Source organism: Saprospiraceae bacterium, from assembly GCA_026129545.1.
In the GTDB taxonomy this organism is placed as follows: domain Bacteria; phylum Bacteroidota; class Bacteroidia; order Chitinophagales; family Saprospiraceae; genus M3007.
In genome coordinates this window covers 445,776-466,212 of record JAHCHX010000003.1, presented here as the reverse complement: position 1 = coordinate 466,212, position 20,437 = coordinate 445,776, and the positions used below count along the sequence as shown (strand labels likewise).

The 20,437-nt window shown below is 56.5% G+C and carries 21 protein-coding genes; 12 read left to right on the top strand and 9 right to left on the bottom strand.

Annotated features, from left to right (window positions below):
- Positions 1-10 precede the first annotated feature (10 nt).
- Both KIS77_19880 and KIS77_19875 read left to right on the top strand, forming a co-directional pair.
- Complete coding sequence (locus KIS77_19880) at positions 11-562, top strand: hypothetical protein (protein ID MCW5924588.1); 552 nt, start codon at positions 11-13, stop codon at positions 560-562.
- Positions 563-860: 298 nt separating this feature from the next.
- On the top strand, positions 861-1,412 hold the full coding sequence (locus KIS77_19875) for a hypothetical protein (GenBank protein ID MCW5924587.1): 552 nt from the start codon (positions 861-863) through the stop codon (positions 1,410-1,412).
- On the opposite strand, the gene KIS77_19870 is transcribed toward KIS77_19875, so the two are convergent.
- Positions 1,360-1,677, bottom strand: a complete 318-nt coding sequence (locus KIS77_19870; GenBank protein MCW5924586.1) for a hypothetical protein — start codon at positions 1,675-1,677, stop codon at positions 1,360-1,362. The two genes, KIS77_19875 and KIS77_19870, sit on opposite strands and share 53 nt — an antisense overlap.
- Positions 1,678-1,952: 275 nt before the next feature.
- Between KIS77_19870 and KIS77_19865 the strand changes: the two genes are divergently transcribed.
- The 3 genes from KIS77_19865 to KIS77_19855 are packed head-to-tail and all read left to right on the top strand — an operon-like array spanning position 1,953 to position 4,656.
- Positions 1,953-3,890, top strand: coding sequence for a right-handed parallel beta-helix repeat-containing protein (locus KIS77_19865; GenBank protein MCW5924585.1), 1,938 nt, complete (start codon positions 1,953-1,955; stop codon positions 3,888-3,890).
- A gap of 44 nt (positions 3,891-3,934) precedes the next feature.
- Complete coding sequence (locus tag KIS77_19860; protein MCW5924584.1) at positions 3,935-4,216, top strand: hypothetical protein; 282 nt, start codon at positions 3,935-3,937, stop codon at positions 4,214-4,216.
- Positions 4,210-4,656 (top strand): hypothetical protein, encoded by a 447-nt coding sequence (locus KIS77_19855; protein ID MCW5924583.1) that lies wholly within the window; start codon positions 4,210-4,212, stop codon positions 4,654-4,656. The genes KIS77_19860 and KIS77_19855 overlap by 7 nt, the downstream gene beginning before the upstream one ends.
- Positions 4,657-5,189: 533 nt before the next feature.
- Here KIS77_19855 and KIS77_19850 read toward each other — a convergent pair.
- The 3 genes from KIS77_19850 to meaB all read right to left on the bottom strand — a co-directional run bounded on the left by KIS77_19850 (position 5,190) and on the right by meaB (position 8,224).
- A complete protein-coding gene (locus tag KIS77_19850; GenBank protein ID MCW5924582.1) occupies positions 5,190-5,612 on the bottom strand; it encodes a hypothetical protein in 423 nt (140 codons plus the stop codon).
- A 537-nt stretch (positions 5,613-6,149) separates the two neighbouring features.
- Positions 6,150-7,085 carry a hypothetical protein gene (locus KIS77_19845; protein ID MCW5924581.1) on the bottom strand — a complete coding sequence of 312 codons (936 nt, stop codon included), beginning with the start codon at positions 7,083-7,085 and terminating at the stop codon, positions 6,150-6,152.
- 71 nt (positions 7,086-7,156) lie between these two features.
- Entirely contained in the window at positions 7,157-8,224 is a 1,068-nt protein-coding gene (gene meaB, locus KIS77_19840) for a methylmalonyl Co-A mutase-associated GTPase MeaB (GenBank protein ID MCW5924580.1), read from the bottom strand.
- A 52-nt stretch (positions 8,225-8,276) separates the two neighbouring features.
- On the opposite strand from meaB, the gene KIS77_19835 reads away from it, so the two are divergent.
- Positions 8,277-8,966: an arylesterase gene (locus tag KIS77_19835; protein ID MCW5924579.1), complete on the top strand. Its 690-nt coding sequence runs from the start codon at positions 8,277-8,279 to the stop codon at positions 8,964-8,966.
- A 33-nt stretch (positions 8,967-8,999) separates the two neighbouring features.
- Here the strand turns inward: KIS77_19835 and KIS77_19830 are convergent, their stop codons facing one another.
- Positions 9,000-9,494 carry a methylated-DNA--[protein]-cysteine S-methyltransferase gene (locus KIS77_19830; GenBank protein ID MCW5924578.1) on the bottom strand — a complete coding sequence of 165 codons (495 nt, stop codon included), beginning with the start codon at positions 9,492-9,494 and terminating at the stop codon, positions 9,000-9,002.
- A gap of 692 nt (positions 9,495-10,186) precedes the next feature.
- On the opposite strand from KIS77_19830, the gene KIS77_19825 reads away from it, so the two are divergent.
- Positions 10,187-11,041 (top strand): esterase family protein, encoded by an 855-nt coding sequence (locus KIS77_19825; protein MCW5924577.1) that lies wholly within the window; start codon positions 10,187-10,189, stop codon positions 11,039-11,041.
- Here KIS77_19825 and KIS77_19820 read toward each other — a convergent pair.
- Positions 11,038-11,613, bottom strand: a complete 576-nt coding sequence (locus KIS77_19820) for an aminodeoxychorismate/anthranilate synthase component II (GenBank protein ID MCW5924576.1) — start codon at positions 11,611-11,613, stop codon at positions 11,038-11,040. The two genes, KIS77_19825 and KIS77_19820, sit on opposite strands and share 4 nt — an antisense overlap.
- Before the next feature lie 5 nt (positions 11,614-11,618).
- Positions 11,619-12,281 (bottom strand): CvpA family protein, encoded by a 663-nt coding sequence (locus KIS77_19815; GenBank protein MCW5924575.1) that lies wholly within the window; start codon positions 12,279-12,281, stop codon positions 11,619-11,621.
- A 93-nt stretch (positions 12,282-12,374) separates the two neighbouring features.
- Here KIS77_19815 and KIS77_19810 point away from each other — a divergent pair, with 93 nt between their 5' ends.
- The 4 genes from KIS77_19810 (at position 12,375) to KIS77_19795 (ending at position 16,803) form a co-directional block, all read left to right on the top strand.
- Positions 12,375-13,355 (top strand): KpsF/GutQ family sugar-phosphate isomerase, encoded by a 981-nt coding sequence (locus KIS77_19810; GenBank protein ID MCW5924574.1) that lies wholly within the window; start codon positions 12,375-12,377, stop codon positions 13,353-13,355.
- Between the two features lie 242 nt (positions 13,356-13,597).
- Positions 13,598-14,197 (top strand): hemerythrin domain-containing protein, encoded by a 600-nt coding sequence (locus KIS77_19805; protein MCW5924573.1) that lies wholly within the window; start codon positions 13,598-13,600, stop codon positions 14,195-14,197.
- A 161-nt stretch (positions 14,198-14,358) separates the two neighbouring features.
- The gene (gene fumC, locus KIS77_19800; GenBank protein ID MCW5924572.1) at positions 14,359-15,753 is read left to right on the top strand and encodes a class II fumarate hydratase; all 1,395 of its coding nucleotides are present in this window, start codon (positions 14,359-14,361) and stop codon (positions 15,751-15,753) included.
- Between the two features lie 147 nt (positions 15,754-15,900).
- Positions 15,901-16,803, top strand: coding sequence for a WD40 repeat domain-containing protein (locus tag KIS77_19795; protein ID MCW5924571.1), 903 nt, complete (start codon positions 15,901-15,903; stop codon positions 16,801-16,803).
- Between the two features lie 21 nt (positions 16,804-16,824).
- Here the strand turns inward: KIS77_19795 and KIS77_19790 are convergent, their stop codons facing one another.
- Both KIS77_19790 and KIS77_19785 read right to left on the bottom strand, forming a co-directional pair.
- On the bottom strand, positions 16,825-17,595 hold the full coding sequence (locus tag KIS77_19790) for a hypothetical protein (GenBank protein MCW5924570.1): 771 nt from the start codon (positions 17,593-17,595) through the stop codon (positions 16,825-16,827).
- A 180-nt stretch (positions 17,596-17,775) separates the two neighbouring features.
- The gene (locus KIS77_19785) at positions 17,776-18,747 is read right to left on the bottom strand and encodes a hypothetical protein (GenBank protein ID MCW5924569.1); all 972 of its coding nucleotides are present in this window, start codon (positions 18,745-18,747) and stop codon (positions 17,776-17,778) included.
- Between the two features lie 59 nt (positions 18,748-18,806).
- Between KIS77_19785 and KIS77_19780 the strand changes: the two genes are divergently transcribed.
- Positions 18,807-20,282 carry a glycosyltransferase family 39 protein gene (locus KIS77_19780; GenBank protein ID MCW5924568.1) on the top strand — a complete coding sequence of 492 codons (1,476 nt, stop codon included), beginning with the start codon at positions 18,807-18,809 and terminating at the stop codon, positions 20,280-20,282.
- Positions 20,283-20,437: the final 155 nt, after the last annotated feature.

Genomic DNA, 20,437 nt, shown 5'->3' with positions numbered 1-20,437 from the left:
GCTTCTTCCCGTGACGGCGCAGCCCGTCGAGTTGGGCTCGTCGTTCACGGTCAATTTCGACGCGCCGATAAACTGCGTCAACGGCGCCACCGTGCGAGAATCCATGGTTGACGTGGCCACCGACCCGCCGGGAGGCGACGGGTGCGTGGCCGACGTGTATATCTTCGAGGACGATTTCCCGCTTTGCACCCCCATGCTGGCGGGCTGGGTGCGCAACGCCAACGGGGCGGACATAGACGACGCGGCCATCCGGGTGCAGCGTACCATGACGGACCCCAACTGCCCGCCGATCAGTATATGCCCAACAACGCCCCGTGGGCCCCTGTGCCCCTGCGACATGGCCACCTATAAGGTGACCCCACAGGTCAGGTTCACGGGCTTCGAGCATTGGGTGAACGGCGTGACCTCCTTCGACCTCGCGCTCATCTCCCGGCACATCCACAACATCATCCCCTTCACCTCCATTTACCAGTACGCGGCGGCGGACGCGACCAATAACGGTCAGGTTCAGAGCGACGACATTGACGAGATAAGAAAGCTTCGATTCTGGGCATCCACCTGACCTTGCCCGACAATGCCTCGTGGCGATATTTCGACGCGTACTCTACTGGTACGCTGCCTTCTATCCCCACCGGCCTATTTGGCCTACCCGACGAGAACTGGGTGGGCAACCCGTCGAACACGTCCGTGGACTTCGTGGCCGTGAAGGTGGGCGACGTGAACCACTCGCACGACGCCGACCTCGCCAGCGGCCAGCCCCCGGGGACGCTGACCCTGAGCGGCGAGACGGCGGCGCGGCGGCGGCCGGCGCGTACCTGAGCCTGCCGCTGCGCTACGAGGGCGCGGTGCCGCTGGCCGCCATGCAGCTCAGGCTGCGCTTCGATGCCGAGCGGTGGGAGTTCGTGGGGGTGAGCGCCGGCGACCTGCCACAGGTGACGGAGGCCTGCTTCAACCTGTCGGATGCCGCCCGCGGCGAAATCAGGTTCGCGTGGTATGCCGGGCTGCCGGAGGAGCACGCCCGCGAGGGGCAGAGCGTCTTTTGGCTCACCCTGCGCCGGCGCCGCGGTCGGCGCCGGCGAGCGCGTGATTCAAGCGGGCGCGACCTGATGCCGGCCATGGCCTTCAACGCCCGCGGCGGGCGCTACGGCCTGCGGCTGGGCGAGCCTGCCAAGCCCCGGCAGGACGCGCCCCCGACGACCCCGGCCTCGCCGTCGCCTGCCCCCCAACCCGACATCCGGGGCGTTCGCGCTCGACATCGCCGCGCCCGAGGGCGCCGACCGGCCGTCGTGCTGGCGTTCGGCCCGTTTGGCAGGAGGCTGCTGCGGCGCGAGACGCCCCTGACGGGGCCGACCACCTCTTTCATCGTCCGGGAGGCCGCCGACTGCCTGCCGGGGTGTATTTCTGGAAAGTGAGGGTGGGCGACGCCGAGGCCGAGGGCCGCGTGGTGAGGCAGTGAGTGCTCTTGGGCATATAGTGGCCGGGCGGCACAGCGTCGCCCGGCCGCCAGCCAATCCCTTTCAGGACACTCGCCCGACGAATCGAAATCGTCGGACGAATCAAAGGCGACATTGGGCATTTATTAGACTTGTTGCGGTGGAGGCCTTTGGCGAAGGGAAAGCCCTTTTTCCGACTGGCTTCGTTAAATTTTTCGCCGAATATGCCCAATTTCGACTGCAAAATTTGCCTCGCCAGTCGAAAAAATGACAACCCCCTTCACTCAAAACCCTCCACCGCAACAAGTCTATTTAAATATCTGATGTCCAATGCTCAATGTGCAATGACTTATGCGAATCAAGGGTTAGAAAATTGACTTCATTTTAAGCGACTTACGTTTACGAAACTTTCAAAAGTTTCGTAAACGTGGGTGCTTAAAAAATATGATTTTCAACACTTTGGGTTTTCCAACTCTTGATTCGCATGACTTACACGAACCGAACACAATTTTTATTCTCATGAAAAACATCCTCCTCCTCTCCATACTCCTCCTCGGGGCGCTCGGCCCCCGCCCTTTCGCAAAAGCGCCTCCACGTCAACCATGCCGCCACCGCCAGAACAACGGCTCGTCGTGGCCGACGCCTACGCCGACCTGCACGCCGCCTTTGCCGCCGCCCAGCCCGGCGACGAGGTGGGTGGCCGGGGCGAGTACAGCCCACGGGCGACGGCAACCGCGACTCCTTTTTCCTCATGCCCAGCGGCGTGCGGCTCTACGGCGGCTTCGCCGCACCGAGGCCAACCTCGCGCAGCGCGACTGGCAGGCGCACCCCACCGTGCTGAGCGGCGACATCGGCGCGGCGGGCGACAGCACCGACAACTCCTTCAACATACTGGTGATGGGCGAGGCCGCCGACGGCACGCTCTTCGACGGGCTGACCTTTCGCCACGGCAGGGCGGAGCCTCCCATCCTGACCGGCTTCCCCTTCCCGCGCAACGCCTGCGGCGCGGCCGTCCACATCAACGCCGGCGGCGGGGTGGCCTACCCGGTGTTTCGCAACTGCCGCTTCGAGCGCAACCACGCGCGCCTGCACGGCGGGGCGGTGTTCGTGCACGCCGCCGCCGACGGCTCCATGGCCGTCCAGTTTCTCGACTGCGTGTTCGAGCGCAACAGCGTCGGGGCGGACGGCGGGGCGGTTTACTGCACCGGGCATGTGGGCGTCGAGCGCGTCCCGGATTTCGGCAACTGCACCTTCACGGCCAATCAGGCCGCCCGTTTCGGCAAGGCGGTGCTGTACAAGTCGCTCTCGCAAGACGACACCCTGCAATACCTCAACTGCCGCTTCTACCTCAACGGCGACTCCACCCGCTGGGTACTGGAGAACCTCTCCGGGAACCACTCCAGGATTGACAGCTGCCTCTTCGACGGGAACCCGTCCTTTTGTTTCAGGGACGATTATGTCACCTCCGGGAACTTTACCCAGACCTCGCACGTGACGAACTCTACGTTCCTCAACGGCACACCGTTCACACCTTACGGGCAAAAAGAGTGCAAAATCAAGAATTGCATCGTTCGCAACTGTGTCGGTGGAATATCTCCTGACGGAAAGAACAAAATAGAAGTTTCCAATTGCATCGTGGATTCCTGCCTCATCTCTCACGCGATTGGCGCGCAATGCGCGCCCGGCGGTGACTGCGAGTATTCCAACCTGGTCATCAGGAACAACAGGCTGGTTTCGGGCGACTTCGGCATACGGGCCTTCGCCGTCTGCTACAACACGCCCAACGTGCGGTTCCGCAACATAGAGATTGCCAACCACGACAGCATGCACCTGTACAGAACGGCCCCCCAATACACCACCTCGCTCAACTTCAGCCACCTCAGCGTTGTCGGCAACAGGCTCTACTACCGCCAGAACCACAGCTCGTCCGCCCCCGTCCCGACCAAATACCGCAACAGCGTCTTCCACGCGAACACGGACATCGGGCCGCTCAACCTGTTCGGCACCTATCCGTCGGTGACCTTCGACAACTGCGCCCTCGACTCGCTCGACTGCTCCCCGCCCAACGTGACCTGCAACAACACCCTTATCGGCCTCGACCCCATGTTCGTCGACCCCGACGCGGGCGACTTCCGCCTCCAAGCCTGCTCGCCCCTGCGCAACGCCGGCAACAACCTCCACGCCGCCAACATCCCCACCGACCTCGCCGGAACCCCCGCATCCAGACGGCACGGTGGACATCGGCGCCTACGAAACCCCGCCCTCGCCCTCGCCGCCGAGCCGGGGGTGTCGCCCGCCTGTGTCGGCGGGAGCAACGGGAGCGTTGCCATCGCCCCGCAACACGGCTGCGAGCCTTATGGCGTGGCGTGGCAGTCCGCCCCTCTCCGGCGACTCCTCTCCGGCCTCGCGCCCGGCAACTACCTGCTCACCGTCACCGACGCCTGGGAAACTCCCTGACGGCCTCCGTCACCGTGCCTGCCGCCCCCGCGCCCACCCTGCAGGTGGACGGACAGCCCATCTCCTGCTTCGGCGCCGCCGACGCCATGCTCTCCGTCAGGGCGCTCACCGGAAAGCCCCCTTCGCCTACCTGTGGTCGCCCTCCGGCGCCACCGACTCGGTGGACACGGCGCTCGGCTCCCGGCCCGGCCTCCGTCACCGTCACCGACGACTGGGGCTGCACGGCCACCTTCTCCTTCGACATCCCCGAGCCGGACACCCTGCAGTTCGCCGCCACCGTCACCCGCCCCTCCACCCCACAGAGCGCCGACGGGGCATCGTGGTGAACAGCGTGACGGGCGGCACGCCGCCCTACGCCTACCTGTGGGAGCCGGGCGGCAGCATGGAGGCCATACTTGCGGGGCTGTCGGAGGGCACCTACGCGCTGACGGTGACGGACGCGCGGGGCTGCGAGGCGGCGTGGACGTTCGAGGTGAAGGCGCTGGTGGGCGTGACGGAGGCGGAGGGCGTGGCGACGCTGGTCATCTGGCCGAACCCGGCGGGGGAGTCGGCGTGGCTGAGGTGGGAGGGCGCGATGCCGTCGGTGCTGGAGATGTACGACGCTCGGGGTCGCTTGGTTCGGTCGGAGCGGGTGTCGGCGGCGGGGGAGCGGTGGCGGGTGTCGCTGGAGGGGCTGGCCGCCGGGGCGTACGCGGTGATTTTGCGCGGCGGGAGTGGCAAGGCGGTGGGTGTGGGAAGGTTGGTGAGGGGCATTGGAGGGCGTTAGGGGTTATTGAGGGTAATTAAGGGTAATTAAGAGTCATTGAGGGTAATTAAGGGTCATTGAGGGTAATTAAGGGTCATTGAGGGTCATTGGGAGGGGTATTAGGGGCAGCAAACGCATCAAAATACAACCGACCTCGGAGAGGTCAAATGTCTATCGCAGCAAACAGGTCACCAACATTCGACCTCGCTGGGGAGAGTGTTCAGAAAAGTGTGTCAAACCATACCGGATGTTTTCTTTTTACGCAATACACGCCGCGCTTAAAGGAATGTAAATTATTGAAAACCAAAACTCTGTGCCCTTCGTGCCTCTGTGTTTTCTTATCGTCTCCCTTGGGATGACACAGTTTTCTAAACACTCTCTCGCTGGGTCGTAAACACCGCGAAAATGGGGCGTTTCTACTAACATTTGACCTCTCCGAGGTCGGTTGTATTTTGATGCGTTTGCCCTGCCCATAATGACCCCTCAATGACCCATAATGCCCCCTAATGACCCTTAATTACCCTTAATGCCCCCCGTAATCGGCAGTCAAAGCATCAAGTGCGATTGCCGTAGCCAAGCGTCCAGCCGACCACGCCGCCAATGAGCGCACCGAACACGGCCCACAGGGCGGAGTCCACGAGTGCGGCGGTGGCGTTCATGATATTGGAGGTGCCCAGCATGGACAGGTTGTAACCCAAGGCCATGAGCAGCCCTACCCACGACCCGCCGATGGCGCCGGTGCGGAAAGTGGAAATGTTGGCCCAGCGGCTGTAAATCATCGCAAAGAGCAATCCTGTGGCAAGGTTGCCCAAGATGAGCGGAATCCACCCCATAGAGGCTTCGTCTTTCATGACACCTGTGGCGCTTCCCTGATTGTTGGCGAAGAAGTCCATCAACAGGATGCCGTAGAAGAGCCAGCCTAAAAGGAAACAGGTGACACCCCCTGCCAAGGCTGCGAGTAAAACTTTGGTATTCATAACGTTTTGATTTTAGGTGAACAGAAAAAATTTTACTGCGGCAAAAGTAGTAGATGTTAAAAATATATTCTGCCTAAAAAAATAAAATACCATTGTTTATTCTAAATAGATGGATGGTCGTCAGTGCAGCTATTCTCGGTTTGTAAGAGGTGTCATCTTTTGAGGAACGGAAAAGGTGACACCTTGGCCTGTTTTTGAGATGTCGCCTCTCCATGCTTCCGGGATGACACCTCAGAACCCGACAAAGCGAGAATCGCTGTCCGTTGGTGGGGATACCAGTGAAGGCAAGAAGCGCATGGAAGATGTTGTTTTTTGTGACAACAATTATGACCTAGGAGCGGTCAAATGCCTATCACAGAAAAAAGGCCACCAACATTCGACCCCTCTGGGGTCGTTAACATCTCGAAAATGGGGCGTTTCTACCAACATTTGACCGCTCCGAGGTTTGTTCGTTTTTGATGCGTTTGACTTGCGGGACGCGAGCGACGGCAAGCGTGGAAACTGGCATTGGCATGTTCCCAAATTAGCACATTCCACTCATTTATCCCAACATTCCTCTTTCACTGCGCGGGCATATTCTATGTCGCGGACCAAGCGCAGGTAAGAGTCGCGGTTGTGGCGTTCGTTTTCGGCGGATGATTTTGTTTGGAAAATGAAATGGGCGAGACTTGGCCAGCCTTTCAGTTCGGCAGCGGAGAGGGCGAGACAGATGCTGCGTTTGTCGGAAATATCGGGATGGGCATTGCGTTCCGCGTCGCCAGCCATGCGCAAATAGGTAGAGATGGTGGCACGAGTGGGCTGGTAGAAATCGAGGCGGTGTATGCGTGGGTCGGAGGGCAGATAGGTGACGAGGAAGGCATCGCGGTCGGTGAGTGGGAAGCCGTTGGGCAGCAAAATTTGACCTGTGTCGGCCACCGGGAAGGCACCGCTGATGCGGATACTGTTGTTGGTGGTGAAGCCGTAGAAGACCTTTCGCTGCATGGCTTCACGCACGATGAACAGTTGGGCGGTGTCTGTTTTTCCCTCGGAAGCGAGGCGTTGCACGTTCTCCTCGGTCAGGCTGCTGAAAAGGCTTGTTTGGGAGCGGCGTTCGGCCTTGTTCCATCGGTCGAGTTGTCGAAAGCCGTACACGGTTGCCCCGACCAATGCCACGAAACCCAAGAGAAACAAGGCCATTTGTCGTCGGATGCGGCGCTCGTCCACTCGTCGGATACGATTGCGCGGGGTGTCCACCGTTTTGTTCACGGTGAATTCGTAGCCGAAACGCCCGTCGGGTTCCTTGTGCAGGTGAATTTCACAAAATTCATCTTCGATGAAAAACGAGTAGGTACGCGGCTCTTTCACCGAAAAATCCACCTGCACCACGCGCATATTGCAGTGTATCAACAAATGCCCGCTCTCGTCGCCGTGGTATAAGCCCACGCGATGCCGACCGCCTCGGTCGTCTAGAAAAACCCAGCCCATTTGTGCCATGATGAGTGTGTCAGCGCAAATTTGAAATGGAAAGGTAACGCGACGCGGCGGCTTTTGTGTCGGGTAGTGTGTTAAAACTTTTCCGACCACGATTTTAGCACGGCTTCGGCTGCCGCAAAGGGCGACATCTGCCCGGCGAGTACGGCGGGTTCGAGCGTTTCCAGTTGTTTTCTGACTTTCGGATGGCTGAAAAAGGCCGTTTGGATGCCAGCTTGCAGGGTTTCTTTGAACCAATATCTCGCCTGCTGTTTTCGGTTTTCCTGAAAAAAACCGTTGTCGAGGATATGTGCCTTGAAGGCTTCGATGGTCAGCCAGATTTCCGCGATGCCGGTGCCTTGTTCGGCGCTGCAAGTCAGCACTTTGGGTGTCCATCCATTGGGCTTGGGAGGGAAAAGATGGGTGGCGTTGAGGTAGTGGGCGCGGGCCTGGTTGGCTAATTTCATCCGTTCGCCATCGGCCTTGTTCACTGCCAAGATGTCGGCCATTTCCACGATGCCGCGTTTGATGCCTTGCAACTCGTCGCCTGCTCCGGGCAATAGCAGCAACAGGAACAAATCCGTCATGCTGTGCGCTGCGATTTCGGATTGACCCACTCCCACCGTTTCAATAATGACCGTGCCGTAACCTGCCGCTTCCACCAGTAAGATGGTCTCGCGTGTTTTGCGTGCCACGCCTCCCAGCGACTCACCTGATGGTGAGGGGCGGATGAAGGCCATATCATTGGCGGAGAGCTGTTCCATACGCGTCTTGTCGCCCAAAATGCTGCCTTTGCTTACCGAGCTGGTGGGGTCAATGGCCAACACGGCCACGCGCTGGCCTTGCTGCGTCAGGTGGGTGCCGAGCGCCTCGATAAAGGTGCTTTTGCCCACGCCCGGCGCTCCGGTGACGGCGATGCGGAGGGTAGGGTTGTTGGTTGCTGGTTGTTGCCCGCCCGGATGAACATCCGTTCGGATGGGGTTGCTGTTGGTGGGGTGGAGCAGTTCGGCGATGACTTCTTGGGCGAGTGCTTGGTGGTCGGGGCGGGCACTTTCCACCAAGGTGATGGCTTGCCCCAGCACGACGCGGTTGCCAGCGCGGATGCCTTGCACGAATGTCTCGACGGTGGGTAGGACGCGACGCATCGTGCGAAGGTAGTTCATCTCTTCAACCTTCTAAGAACGGCGTTGTTTTCGTGTTGGCAACACACAAACAATTGCTTTGACGATGAAACCCTTTTTCCCGCTTTTTCTGCTGATTTTTTCTCTTTTTTCCTGTAAAAACGACGCAAAAACACCAGCTGCTTCGGATTCGGCCAATGCCCCAGCCGAAGCCCGACAGGACGCGGCGCCCGCTCCTCGCAAACACATCGTTTTCTTTGGCAACAGCATCACGGCTGCTTACCAACTTTCGCCCGAACAGGGCTTCACCCATCTTGTTCAAATGAAAATTGACTCGCTCGGTCTGCCTTACACCTGCGTGAATGCGGGGCTGAGCGGCGAGACCACCGCCGATGGGGTGAGCCGTATTGATTGGATTTTGGAACAACCCATTGATATTTTCGTGCTCGAACTCGGTGGCAACGATGCCCTGCGCGGCTTGCCGCTCTCGGAATCGAAAAAGAATTTGCAATTGATAATTGATAAGGTGAAGGCGAAATATCCTGATTGCAAAATCATCGTGGCGGGCATGATGGCTCCTCCCAACCTCGGTTCCTACGCGAAGGAATTTCACGATATTTTTCCGGCGCTCGCCAAGCGCAACAACGCCGCGCTCATCCCTTTTATCCTCGAAGGCGTGGGCGGCGACCCTTCGCTCAATCTGCCTGATGGCATTCACCCCAACGTGGAGGGGCATCGGATTTTGGCGGAAACAGTGTGGCAGACTTTGCGCCCACTTTTGTAGGGAAACTCCCGAACGATTATGTGCATCCTAACCTCAAAACAGTGCTCCTTGCTCTGCGAAGCGGGAGGGGTTCTCGTGTCGGAGCAGTTGCATTTTCGTATCCAAACCATAAAAGTAGCCGCGCAGCTCTCCTGCTTTCCCGATGACCCGGTGGCATGGCACGACGATGGCCAATGGATTGGAGCGATTGGCCATGCCCACGGCCCGCACTGCCGAGGGATTTCCCAGTTTTTGGGCGATTTCGGAGTATGAAGTGGTGGTGCCGTAAGGGATTTGCAAGAGTTGGGCCCACACCTGACGATGAAACTCGGGCTGGCCGCTCCAATCAATTTTCACGTCGAAGTGGGTGCGTGTGCCCTCAAAGTAGGCTTCCAATTGGTTGCGGCATATCGCCACCGGGTGAGCGTCGGGCAAGGCTGATGCGGGTTCGCTGGGCTTGTCGCAATAGTGCACAGTGCGAACGCCCAATTCGCTACCGCTGATTTCGAACCATCCGATGGGGGTTTGGAGATAGGTTGTGACAATCATGAGACGCGCTCTCTTTGTTTAGCGTTCAAAGGTCGCTTCATTTGCTGTTCTTGCCAATATTTTTGAGAAAATTTAGGTAGGAGGCAGAGGGCGGACTTCAGATTTAATGCGAATTTGTGGTTGACGTATAAAGCAAAAAAACGTGCTATTCAGGCAATGATTTAAAATCACCGCCTGAATAAGGTTGAATCTCAAACGCCAAGAAATTCCCCCCCCCCGGCAAACGCATCAAAATACAACCGACCTCGGAGAGGTCAAATGTTGGTAGAGATGGCGTGTTTTTGTGATAATTATCACGACCTCGGAGAGGTCAAATGTCTATCGCAGCGAACAGGTCACCAACATTCGACCCCGCTGGGGTCGTACACACCGCGAAAATGGGGCGTTTCTACCAACATTTGACCTCTACGAGGTTTGTGCCATTTTGATGCGTTTGCCCTGACTCGCATATTTATTGGAACAGTAAGCTGCCTCAAAGCAAGTCTCAAAACCCTCTACCTTCCCCGTCCACCTTCTACCCAAAGTTTTTACGTTTTTTTCAACGCTAGCATTGATTCTCCAAATTTTCCAAATTTTTGCCGCCACATCCGCGTGTCGTGTTTCTCGTTCATTTGTTGGAGCGGGATATCTGTCGCTGCTGTTGCTCATTTTCGCCAGTGACCGTTTTATTGTGCTCGATTCCAAATATGCCCATGAATTTTTGGCAAAAACCCATTGAGACGCTTCAGGAGTTGCTGCGGCGCAAGGCGCCACATCTCCGTCAGGTGCGCCATTTCCCTTCCGCTGTGCTCGAGCGCGAGGTGGATTTCGACGTGTATCTGCCACCTGACTATCATTTCTCGCGGGGGCGACACTACCCATTGGTGCTTTTCAACGACGGGCAGGATTTGCCCCGCATGGGTTTTGCCCGCATTTTGGAACGGCTTTTTTTCAAAAAAGAAATTCCGGGGTGCATCGTGGTGGGGTTATATGCCTCCGGCGAACGAATGCGCGAATACGGCACGGTGCGCCAAGCCGACTACAAGGGGCGGGGCGACAAGGCGCGATTTTACCGCGATTTTGTTTTGGAGGAATTGTTGCCTTACCTGCATCGGCAATTTCGCATATCGGGCCATCGGGCGGAGACGGCTTATGCCGGGTTTTCGCTCGGTGGCTTGTCGGCCTTGGATATCGCATGGGCCTACCCGCAGATTTTTGGCGTGGCAGGCGTGTTTTCTGGCTCGTTGTGGTGGCGGTGGTCGCCTGTTGACCCTCACGACCCGGATGCCGACCGCATCATGCACGACATTGTGGCTACGTCGGTTCAGTGGGACGTTCGGCAGCGGTTTTGGTTCCAGTGCGGCACGTTGGACGAGGAGGACGACCGCAACGGCAATGGCGTGATTGATTCGATTGACGATACGCTCGATTTGATTCGGGTACTAAAAACAAAGGGCGTGGGCGACGGGCAAATCCGATATTTGGAAATGGAGGGTGGTCGGCACGAACCCATGACTTGGGGAGCAGCCATGCCGGATTTTTTGCGTTGGGTGTTCAGACAAGGCTAACTGCGTCCCACCATGCCCACCCAATTGCGCAGTATTTGCAAGCCGTGTTCGGTCAGGATGGATTCAGGATGAAATTGAACGCCTACGAGCGGGAGTGTGCGGTGCGCCAGCGCCATGATTTCGCCCGAATCAGAGATGGCCAGACAGTCGAGCGGGGTTCCATCCAGTGCATCCAAAAGCAAGGAGTGATAGCGCATCACGCCGAATCTGGACGGGATGCCGGCAAAGAGCGGGTGGCCATAGTGCTGTATTTCGGTGGTTTTGCCGTGCATCGGGGTTTTCGCTTTCACGAGCCTCGCACCGAAAAACTCGCCCAGCGCCTGATGGCCGAGGCAAACACCCAGCATGGGCACTTCGCGGTGAAAACGCTCGATGAGCGCCATCATCAGGCCCGCCGACGCGGGGCGCTTGGGGCCGGGCGAAAAGACCAAGGCATCAAAGTCGAGGCGTTCGAGGGATTGGAGCTGGAGGGCATCATTGCGCACCACTTGACAGTCTGCTCCTGTCTGGAGCAGGTAATCGTACAGGTTGTACGTGAAAGAATCGTAGTTGTCGAGCAGGAGAATATTCATCGCGGCTATTCCTCGATGCCGTCGTCGTCGGTCGGATAGGTGTAGGTGGGGCGTTTGTCGGTGCCTTCGGGTGCGGTCTCTACGGCGCCGCCTTTCGGCTTATACACGTTGGGCGCGGATTCTGTTTTTTGAATGCCGTATTTGTCGAGTCGGTCGAGCCAGTTGAGCGAAGTGTCCCAAGCTTCTTCGGCAAAAGGGCGCAGCTGCGAGGCCACCTGTTTGGCGCCGCCGGGCAATTTTTCGAGTATTTTGTAATAAGTGCGTGACTCGTCGAGCGTGGCTTGGTTGACGAACTGAACCTTCACGGCAAACCAAAGCAAGATGCTGTAAATCAGGACGGCCAAGCTGGCCATCAGCGCACCGCCAAGCGTTCGATTGAGAAAACCGAGATAGACAGCTTGCAACCCGCGCTCAAATGCTTTTGCGGTGGCGCGCATCATGAACATGATGAGCGCCATGTTGAGGATAAAAGCGGCCGCAAAAAGCGTGGGGTTCTGAGAGTTGAACATCCGTTCGAGGATGTTGGTGGTGAGCGGTGTGATTTTGAAAGCGAACACAACGCCAAAAACGTAGGCCAGTATGTTGAAAACAGTGCTGACGATGCCCCTGTTGTAGCCTTGCCAGAAGCCGTAGCCAAACACTATCAGGAATATCAAATCAATGGGCATGATATGGGAAGCCTACTGGCTTTGAGCGTTTTATACGGCACAAAGATACGCAAGCGGCTTATATCTTTGCCGCCCTTTTAATGATTGAAAAAAATGCACACAGAAGGCGCATCCAACATCCTGCACATTGCTTGCCAAACTATCCGTATCGAGGCCAACACGCTGATGGCCTTAGCCGATAGCCTCGACGATACCACTGACTTCCCTGCCTGCGTGGAGGCCATTGCCGCGTCGCCGGGGCGGGTGGTGCTCACGGGCATTGGCAAAAGCGCCATCGTGGCGCAGAAAATCACGGCCACGCTCAATTCCACCGGCACGCCCGCAATGTTCCTACACGCTGCCGACGCGATTCATGGCGACTTGGGCATGATTCGCCAATACGACCTTGTGCTTTGTATTTCAAAAAGCGGCGAGACGTCCGAAATCAAGGTGCTCGTCCCCTTGGTCAAAAATTTCGGAAACCCCATCATCGCCATGACCGCCAATCGGAACAGCACCCTCGCCCGTCAGGCCGACTATGTGTTGTGGACGCCAGTGGAACATGAGGCCGACCCCAACAACCTCGCCCCCACAGCCAGCACCACCGCCCAAATGGCCTTGGGCGATGCCTTGGCCGTCGCGTTGCTTGCGCACAAAGGCTTCTCGCCGGGCGATTTTGCCAAATTTCATCCCGGCGGCGCTTTGGGCAAACAACTCTACCTGCGGGTGCGCGACCTCTACACCCTACACGAACGCCCTGCCGTGAGACCCGATGCCACACTGAACGAGATAATTATCGAAATTTCCTCCAAACGCCTCGGCGCCACCGCCGTGCTCGACGACAGCGACCATCTCATGGGCATCATCACCGATGGCGACCTGCGCCGAATGCTCCAACGCGGAGGCGCTCTCACCGGGGTGCTGGCCAGCGATATTCTTTCCCCCCACCCCAAAAGCATCGGCCCGGACGCATTGGCAGTGGATGCATTGGCGCTCTTGCGTCAATATTCCATCACACAATTGGTCGTGCTGCACGAAGGGCGTTATCTGGGCATGGTGCATCTTCACGACTTGGTGCGCGAAGGGTTGTTGTGAAAAAAAGCAGGCAAATGTATCCTCTGAGGTTGCGCCAAATCAACCCTACATTGACAAATATCAACCCTTGCCACCGTCGTGTGTCATTGTCGAGGAGCGTGGCGCGTCTGACTTTTGCGTTTGGTAAACTTCGCGCCGCCGAGTTTTGGGCATGACAATAAGCGCAATCTGTTCAAAATCACGGAGAACAATCATGATGAGCTGACAAATCCTAGCGAATCAAGGTATAAAATCTATAAAAAATGAACACGCAACCCATCGTCATCAAAGGGAACGGGATGCCAACAGTTGACTACGCGACATGGGATACCAAGACGTTGGTGGAACACATCGTGGGCACACACCATGTCAATATCCGCAAGACCATGCCTGAGTTGCTGGGTGTGGGTGTGGTCGTGAGCGCATTGGAAGCGGAGCGGCATCCAGAGACGCGAGAAATTTACGAACGCCTGCTCCAATTGGACAGCTGTATGCGGCAGCACATCACGAGCGTGGAGTACGCGCTCTTTCCCTACATTTTGGAGATGGAAAATGTCTATTTCAGCAAGCTGCCTTTTGTGGCGCCAGCATTTGGTCGGGTAGAAAAACCCATACGGGTCATTGAAAACGAACACAACCGATGTGCCGACTTACTGAAAGACATCCGAATGTTGTCAGCGGAATTCGTGGCACCACTCGATGCCTCGGCTGAACACTTGCAGTGGTATGCGTTGCTGCGAGCATTCGACGCGGATATGCGCTTGCATTATCATCTGGAATGCAACATCCTCTTCCCAAGAGCCATCGCGCAAGAAACCGCGCTCCTTGAGCGCAAGGGTTTTACTTCTATTTGGTTTGGGTAAGGAAGGCTCGCGCCTTCTTAAAACTCATACTTTCCAACAACTGGGATTCGACAAATTTTACCTTTGCCCTGCTCAATTCAACAAACCAACCTGCCTGACCATCCGACCGCGCCACTGCGGACTGGACTCGTTCAGGCGGGCAAACCAACGCATCACCATACATGGATTATCGTATTGAAAAAGACACGATGGGCAAAGTGCAAGTGCCAGCCCATGTGTATTGGGGGGCACAGACGCAGCGTTCCATCGAGAATTTCAAAATCGCTCGCGACACCAATCGGATGCCCATCGAAATCATCCGCGCCTTCGCTTATTTGAAAAAAGCTGCTGCGCTCACCAACTACGAGGCAGGCGTGTTGCCAAAAGAAAAATGTGACCTCATCGCCCGTGTGTGCGACGAGATTTTGGAAGGCAAATTGGATGACCAATTCCCGCTCGTGGTGTGGCAAACTGGCTCCGGCACCCAAAGCAACATGAACTCGAACGAGGTCATCGCTTACCGTGCCCATGTCTTGAACGGCGGCCAGCTCACCGACGAGCAAAAGTTTGTGCACCCCAACGACGACGTGAACAAGTCGCAATCATCGAACGACACCTTCCCGACGGCAATGCACATCGCGGCCTACAAGATGCTCGTGGAGGTCACCATTCCGGGCATCGAAAAATTGCGCGATACGCTCAAAACCAAATCCGAACAATTCATGGACGTGGTGAAAATCGGTCGCACCCACTTCATGGATGCCACACCTTTGACCCTCGGCCAAGAATTTTCCGGCTACGTCGCCCAACTTGACCACGGGCTGCGGGCCATTCGCAACACCCTTCCACATCTGACCGAACTCGCGCTCGGCGGCACAGCAGTCGGCACGGGCATCAACACGCCAAAAGGTTATTCGGAAAACGTGGCACGCCACATCGCCGCCCTGACGGGCTTGCCTTTCGTGACCGCGCCCAACAAATTCGAGGCCCTCGCTGCTCACGACGGTATCGTGGAGGCGCACGGTGCGTTGAAAACTGTCGCAGTCAGCCTGATGAAAATAGCCAACGACATTCGGATACTCTCTTCCGGCCCCCGCTCCGGTATCGGCGAGATTTTTATCCCCGACAACGAACCCGGCTCCAGCATCATGCCCGGCAAGGTGAACCCGACCCAATGCGAGGCGCTCACGATGGTGGCCGCCCAAGTGATGGGCAACGATGTGGCCATCAACATCGGCGGCTCCAACGGCCATTTTGAACTCAACGTCTTCAAGCCAGTGATGATTTACAACTTCCTGCACTCCGCACGGCTCATCGGCGAAGCCTGCGTTTCGTTCAACGACAAATGCGCCGTCGGCATCGAGCCGCTACGCGACAACATCACGAAACACGTCAACAACTCTTTGATGCTGGTGACGGCTTTGAACACCAAAATCGGTTATTACAAGGCTGCCGAAATCGCGCAAAAAGCCCACAAAGAAGGGCTTACGTTGAAAGAATCGGCGCTGGCGCTTGGCTACCTGACGGCAGAAGAATTTGACCAGTGGGTGCGCCCGGAGGATATGGTGGGGAGATAGGGTTGTTGAGAAATGTTGAGTGTTGTTGAGGAGTTGAGGTGCGTTTTTTAAGTTGGAGGGTGCAGAGGTATCACAAAGGGCAAGCAGAGTACGCTCCGAATTTCTCCTTGAAACACCTCTGCACGCTCTGTGTTATCCAGTCATCGCATGAAAATCGAAAAAATCCACACCTGCACCGGACATCGCGCCGCTGTCTATGCGTTGGCGCTCGGCAAAGACGAGCAGCATTTTTTGTCGGCAGGTGGCGACGGCTGGGTGGCAGAGTGGAACCTCGACGACCCGGAAACGGGGCAACTGGCGGCCTCTGCGGAGACGCAAATTTTTTCACTGTGCGCCCTGCCTGCCGGCCGCCTCGTGGCAGGCGACATGAACGGTGGGGTGCGCTGGCTCGACCGCAACGACCCGGACAAAGGGCGGAACATCCAGCATCACGGAAAAGGGACTTTCGACATTTTGACCGCCGAAAACTGGGTTTTTACCGTCGGCGGCGACGGTGTCTTGACGCGCTGGCATTTGGAAAAAGGCCGCAGCGTGGAGAGTTTTCATCTTTCCAATCAAGCCTTGCGCAGCATTTCGTTTTCCCCAACAAGAAAAGAACTCGCCGTCGGTGCGAGCGACCATTCAATCTATGTGTTGGATGCCGAGACTTTTGAATTGCGCCACACTTTGAAAAATGCGCACACCAACTCTGTTTTCACGGTCGCCTACTCGCCCGATGGCCGCCATCTGCTGAGCGGTGGGCGCGACGCGATGTTGCGGGTGTGGGATTTGGAAAATGTTTTTCGACTAGTATCAGAGCAGCCAGCTCACTTGTTCACCCTGAACCACATCGTTTTTTCGCTAGATGGAACTTTGTTTGCCACCGCCAGCCGCGACAAAACGCTGAAAATCTGGGACGCGCAAACATTCGAACTCTTGAAAGTGGTAGACACGATGCGCCATGGTGGGCATATCAATTCGGTGAACCGGCTGCTGTGGCTGCCCAAGTGCCTCGTATCGTGCAGCGACGACAGGTCGGTGATGTTGTGGCGAGTGGCGAGGGAGGGTTAGGGTCGCTTAGGATGTCGGTCGTTATTTTCTTTTTCCGAGTTGCAGATTTACAAAAAAGTTGAAAAACATTGGGCTGTTTTGCTCGACGAGGATGGGCGCTTCTTTCAAAAAGACATCCAACATGAAGCCGATTTCGAGTGCTTTCACAAACTCATCGAACGCGCCCCAGTCAATGTGCATCGAAATAGCGCCACTGGCACCGGGTAGGAGGGTGATTTCACTGATGCCCCGAGTGAGTGGCGACGCGCCGAGGATGCGGGTGTTGTTGAGAAACACATCGGCGTTGCCGTCGGAGTATTTTTGATGCAATACCCTGAAATTGCGCGGGTCGTCGGGGTTGGTGTATGCTAATGCCAAATAATAGGGCTTCAACAGTCCCAGCGACGGCCCAATGGAATAGTTCATCCCAATCGCCACGCCTTTCTGCTTGGCTTTTTCGGAAAAATATCGCTTCACGCCCCACCCGCTGCGCAGCATGAAAAGGTTGTTTTGTTTGCCAAACACATAAGGCCTGAACGAGCGGCTTGCCGCCGGGTCTGCGCTTTGGCGCTGTTCCTTGGGGCTTTTGAGCTCGCCAAAGCTAAAATTGAACGAAGTGGTCTTGTAGTAGGTGCGCAAGCGGCCAAACTCGACCCCCAAGGCATAAGCCCGATTGGTCGTTAGCCTGAAATTGAAAGTCGTCTCGGTGTTATAGACGATGCCAACGCCCGTCACGGGCGGCCTGTAGCCCTGCGACCAACCCTCAAAGGTTAGGAAGGCTAAAAACGACAAGCAGAATAGAGGTCGCAACATGGCTCGATAATTTGTTCCAAAAATAGGTTTTTCCGCAACACCAACACATATCAGTGCCCAACTGTTTTTTTAAAAATTGCGCTATGACGCTGCACGTCGCAAAAAATCGCATCGGCGAAGGGGGAGGCTGAGTGCCAGTTTGTTTTTATTGTCAGATATTCAATCGGTTTCCCAATTTTTTCACCATTCAAACCCGAAAATGCGACCATTGGCAGCGACCGCCCAACCGCGATGATGCGAGGCGGAATCTGCAAGGGCGAACACGCTGGTGAAATCAGCGTCTGCGGGTGCCTGTTCCACTTGCGCCCATGTGACACCCCCGTTTTCGGTCATCCAAAACAAGCCATCGTCGCCCACCACAAAGCCCGTGTCGGGGCTGACGAACCACAACGCTCGCAGGGGTTGGTTTCGTTTGCCGAGGCTGCCTCCCTTCCTAATTTCCTGCCAAGAAAGCCCGCCATCGAGCGTTTTCAGGATGGTGCCACTTGAGCCACAGATGTAGCCTGTGTGCGGAGCAGGAAAATGAACCGAGCGAAAAAAGTCGCCCGTGATGTCGAGGCGTTGCCAAGTTCGCCCTGCGTCGTCGGAGCGCAGCACCCAGCCCAAGCCCACCGCATGGGCAGTGGTGCTGTCCGAGAATGTCACATCTGAAAGCACGTTTTCGGTTTTTTGCAAAGTGTCCAATTGCCAGAAAGCCGTCGGCCCGAAAGCAAAAATCTCTCCGAACCGATAAGCGCCACCGGTCACCATGGCGCCGCGCTGACCATCGAGTAGCCAACAAGCGCGATTCCATTGGTAGTTGACGCGCCATGCTGCCCACGAATCGCCGTCGGGCGAGCGGTAAAGGGCGAAATCCTGCCCGCACACATAGCCTTGCCCCGTGCGGTCGAATCGCACACATTCCATTTTCCGTTGGAGCAAGGTGTCTGTTCGCCAAGTGAGGCCGCCATCCGCTGTGGAGACGATGAATCCGCGCTCCCACGCCTTGCCGCCCACGGCTACGCCACGCAACGAGTCGAGCATCCAAATGGACGAAAAATCATCGGCTACTGGGCTGGGCAGCTCCCGAAAGGTCGGTAAGGAAAGGGTTGCTTCTTTGCAGCAGGCCGCGACAAGGAGGGTGGTGGCCAATAGGATGTGAAATAAGCGCATGATACGGGTCTGTTGATGTCGCAAGGTAATGTAAGTTTGCGCTTCATATTGTTGCAAAAGTGTCGAATATCCCGGATTTTTTGAGGAAAAATGCTTTGTATGTGCTGCTTATCTTGCTCCCGGTGTTGAGCGTGGCCATGCATTGGAGGGCTTTTCATGCCGATTTGCTTGGGGTGCATGTGTGGCGGCAGGCGCAGACCCAAGCTGTCATCATCAATTTTTTTGAGGAGGATTTCAACATTCTCAATCCGCGTCTGGATGTGCGGGGCAGCGGCGATGGTGTGGAGCGCAAAGAGTTTCCATTGATGCAGTGGTTGTTTGCGGGGGCGTACAAAGTGTTTGGCAAGCACCTCGTGCTCACGCGCTTGCTCACCTTTGTGGTGGGTCTTTCCGCGCTGTTGGGTATGTTTTTTTTGATAAAAAACCTGTTTGGCGACTCGTTGGCGGCATTGGCAGGGGCATGGGCGCTCCATTTTTCGCCCGCGTTTTTCTATTACATGGTGAATCCCCTGCCCGACAATTTTGCGCTCTGCTGCTCTATCTGGGGACTTGCTTTTTTCTTTCATTGGTATGCGCGCCGGGGCTGGGGCGCATTGTTCGCGGCGGGTTTTTTCATCAGCCTCGCCGCGCTGTGCAAGCTGCCATTTGTCATTTATTTTGTTGTGCCTTTTGTGTGTTTTGCAAAGGAGTATTTGCGGAAGAAAGCATGGAGGGAGCCGGTGCGGGGGGCGCTGACGATGGCCATTTTCTTGATTCCGCCTGTGGCTTGGTATGCTTGGGTGATACCGACTTGGCAAGGCACCGATGTGGTAGGCGGCATTTTGGACAATCGGTTTCCCATGTCAAGGTTGCTCCGATTCGTGTTCGACAATCTTGTTTCCACCTTGCCGGAGATGCTGCTCAACTACGCCGCCGTGCCATTTTTTGCGGCGGGTTTTTATTTTGCTTTCAAGCGAAAGGCTTATCGAGATGGGCGATTCGCGCTGCTGGTGGCGCTTTCCGCTGCCGCTTTGCTGTATTTTTTCTATGAGATAAACATGATTGCCAATGTGCACGACTACTATCTCTTTCCTTTTGTGCCGTTGCTTTTCATATTGGTGAGCTACGGTGCGATGCAGATGCTTGGTGGGGGTGTCGCTGCCCAGCGCGTGGCGGTTTTTCTGCTGTTGCTGATGCCGCTGACGGCCTATTTGCGCACGCGCAACAGCTGGAACCCTGATTCGCCCGGATTTAACAAAGACTGGTTGTTGCACAAGAAAGAACTGCGCGAGGCGGCACCGGATTCGGCGCTTTGCGTTGTCGGCAACGACGATTCGTACCAGATTTTTTTCTACCACATCAACAAGAAAGGCTGGGCATTTGCCGAAAACCGACTTACCCCGTCCGCGTTGAAGGGCATGGTCAACGAGGGCGCTCAATATCTTTACTCGGATACACGGCAAGTGGACGAGCAGCCTGCCCTGCGACCTTTGCTCGATAGTCTGGTGCTCGAACGAGGCACGGTGCGCGTGTTCAGGCTGCGGAAAGAGCAGTGATTGCGCATCATTTGCCACACTATTGGACATTATTTTTGTGCTGCAAAGGCACAAAGGCACAAAATGCGGCCAGTCAATACGTATTTTGCTTTGCGTCTTTGTGGCTTCGCGGCAAATTTGAAAATGTCTGGCAGTGTGATCATTTGCTCAAGTTT

Bases quoted from the DNA above. Each gene is read 5' to 3' on its own strand.
- KIS77_19875 (MCW5924587.1), top strand. From the start codon at position 861: ATGCAGCTCAGGCTGCGCTTCGATGCCGAGCGGTGGGAGTTCGTGGGG.
- KIS77_19865 (MCW5924585.1), top strand. From the start codon at position 1,953: ATGAAAAACATCCTCCTCCTCTCCATACTCCTCCTCGGGGCGCTCGGC.
- KIS77_19850 (MCW5924582.1), bottom strand. From the start codon at position 5,612: ATGAATACCAAAGTTTTACTCGCAGCCTTGGCAGGGGGTGTCACCTGT.
- KIS77_19845 (MCW5924581.1), bottom strand. From the start codon at position 7,085: ATGGCACAAATGGGCTGGGTTTTTCTAGACGACCGAGGCGGTCGGCAT.
- meaB (MCW5924580.1), bottom strand. From the start codon at position 8,224: ATGAACTACCTTCGCACGATGCGTCGCGTCCTACCCACCGTCGAGACA.
- KIS77_19830 (MCW5924578.1), bottom strand. From the start codon at position 9,494: ATGATTGTCACAACCTATCTCCAAACCCCCATCGGATGGTTCGAAATC.
- KIS77_19825 (MCW5924577.1), top strand. From the start codon at position 10,187: ATGAATTTTTGGCAAAAACCCATTGAGACGCTTCAGGAGTTGCTGCGG.
- KIS77_19820 (MCW5924576.1), bottom strand. From the start codon at position 11,613: ATGAATATTCTCCTGCTCGACAACTACGATTCTTTCACGTACAACCTG.
- KIS77_19815 (MCW5924575.1), bottom strand. From the start codon at position 12,281: ATGCCCATTGATTTGATATTCCTGATAGTGTTTGGCTACGGCTTCTGG.
- KIS77_19810 (MCW5924574.1), top strand. From the start codon at position 12,375: ATGCACACAGAAGGCGCATCCAACATCCTGCACATTGCTTGCCAAACT.
- KIS77_19805 (MCW5924573.1), top strand. From the start codon at position 13,598: ATGAACACGCAACCCATCGTCATCAAAGGGAACGGGATGCCAACAGTT.
- fumC (MCW5924572.1), top strand. From the start codon at position 14,359: ATGGATTATCGTATTGAAAAAGACACGATGGGCAAAGTGCAAGTGCCA.
- KIS77_19795 (MCW5924571.1), top strand. From the start codon at position 15,901: ATGAAAATCGAAAAAATCCACACCTGCACCGGACATCGCGCCGCTGTC.
- KIS77_19790 (MCW5924570.1), bottom strand. From the start codon at position 17,595: ATGTTGCGACCTCTATTCTGCTTGTCGTTTTTAGCCTTCCTAACCTTT.
- KIS77_19785 (MCW5924569.1), bottom strand. From the start codon at position 18,747: ATGCGCTTATTTCACATCCTATTGGCCACCACCCTCCTTGTCGCGGCC.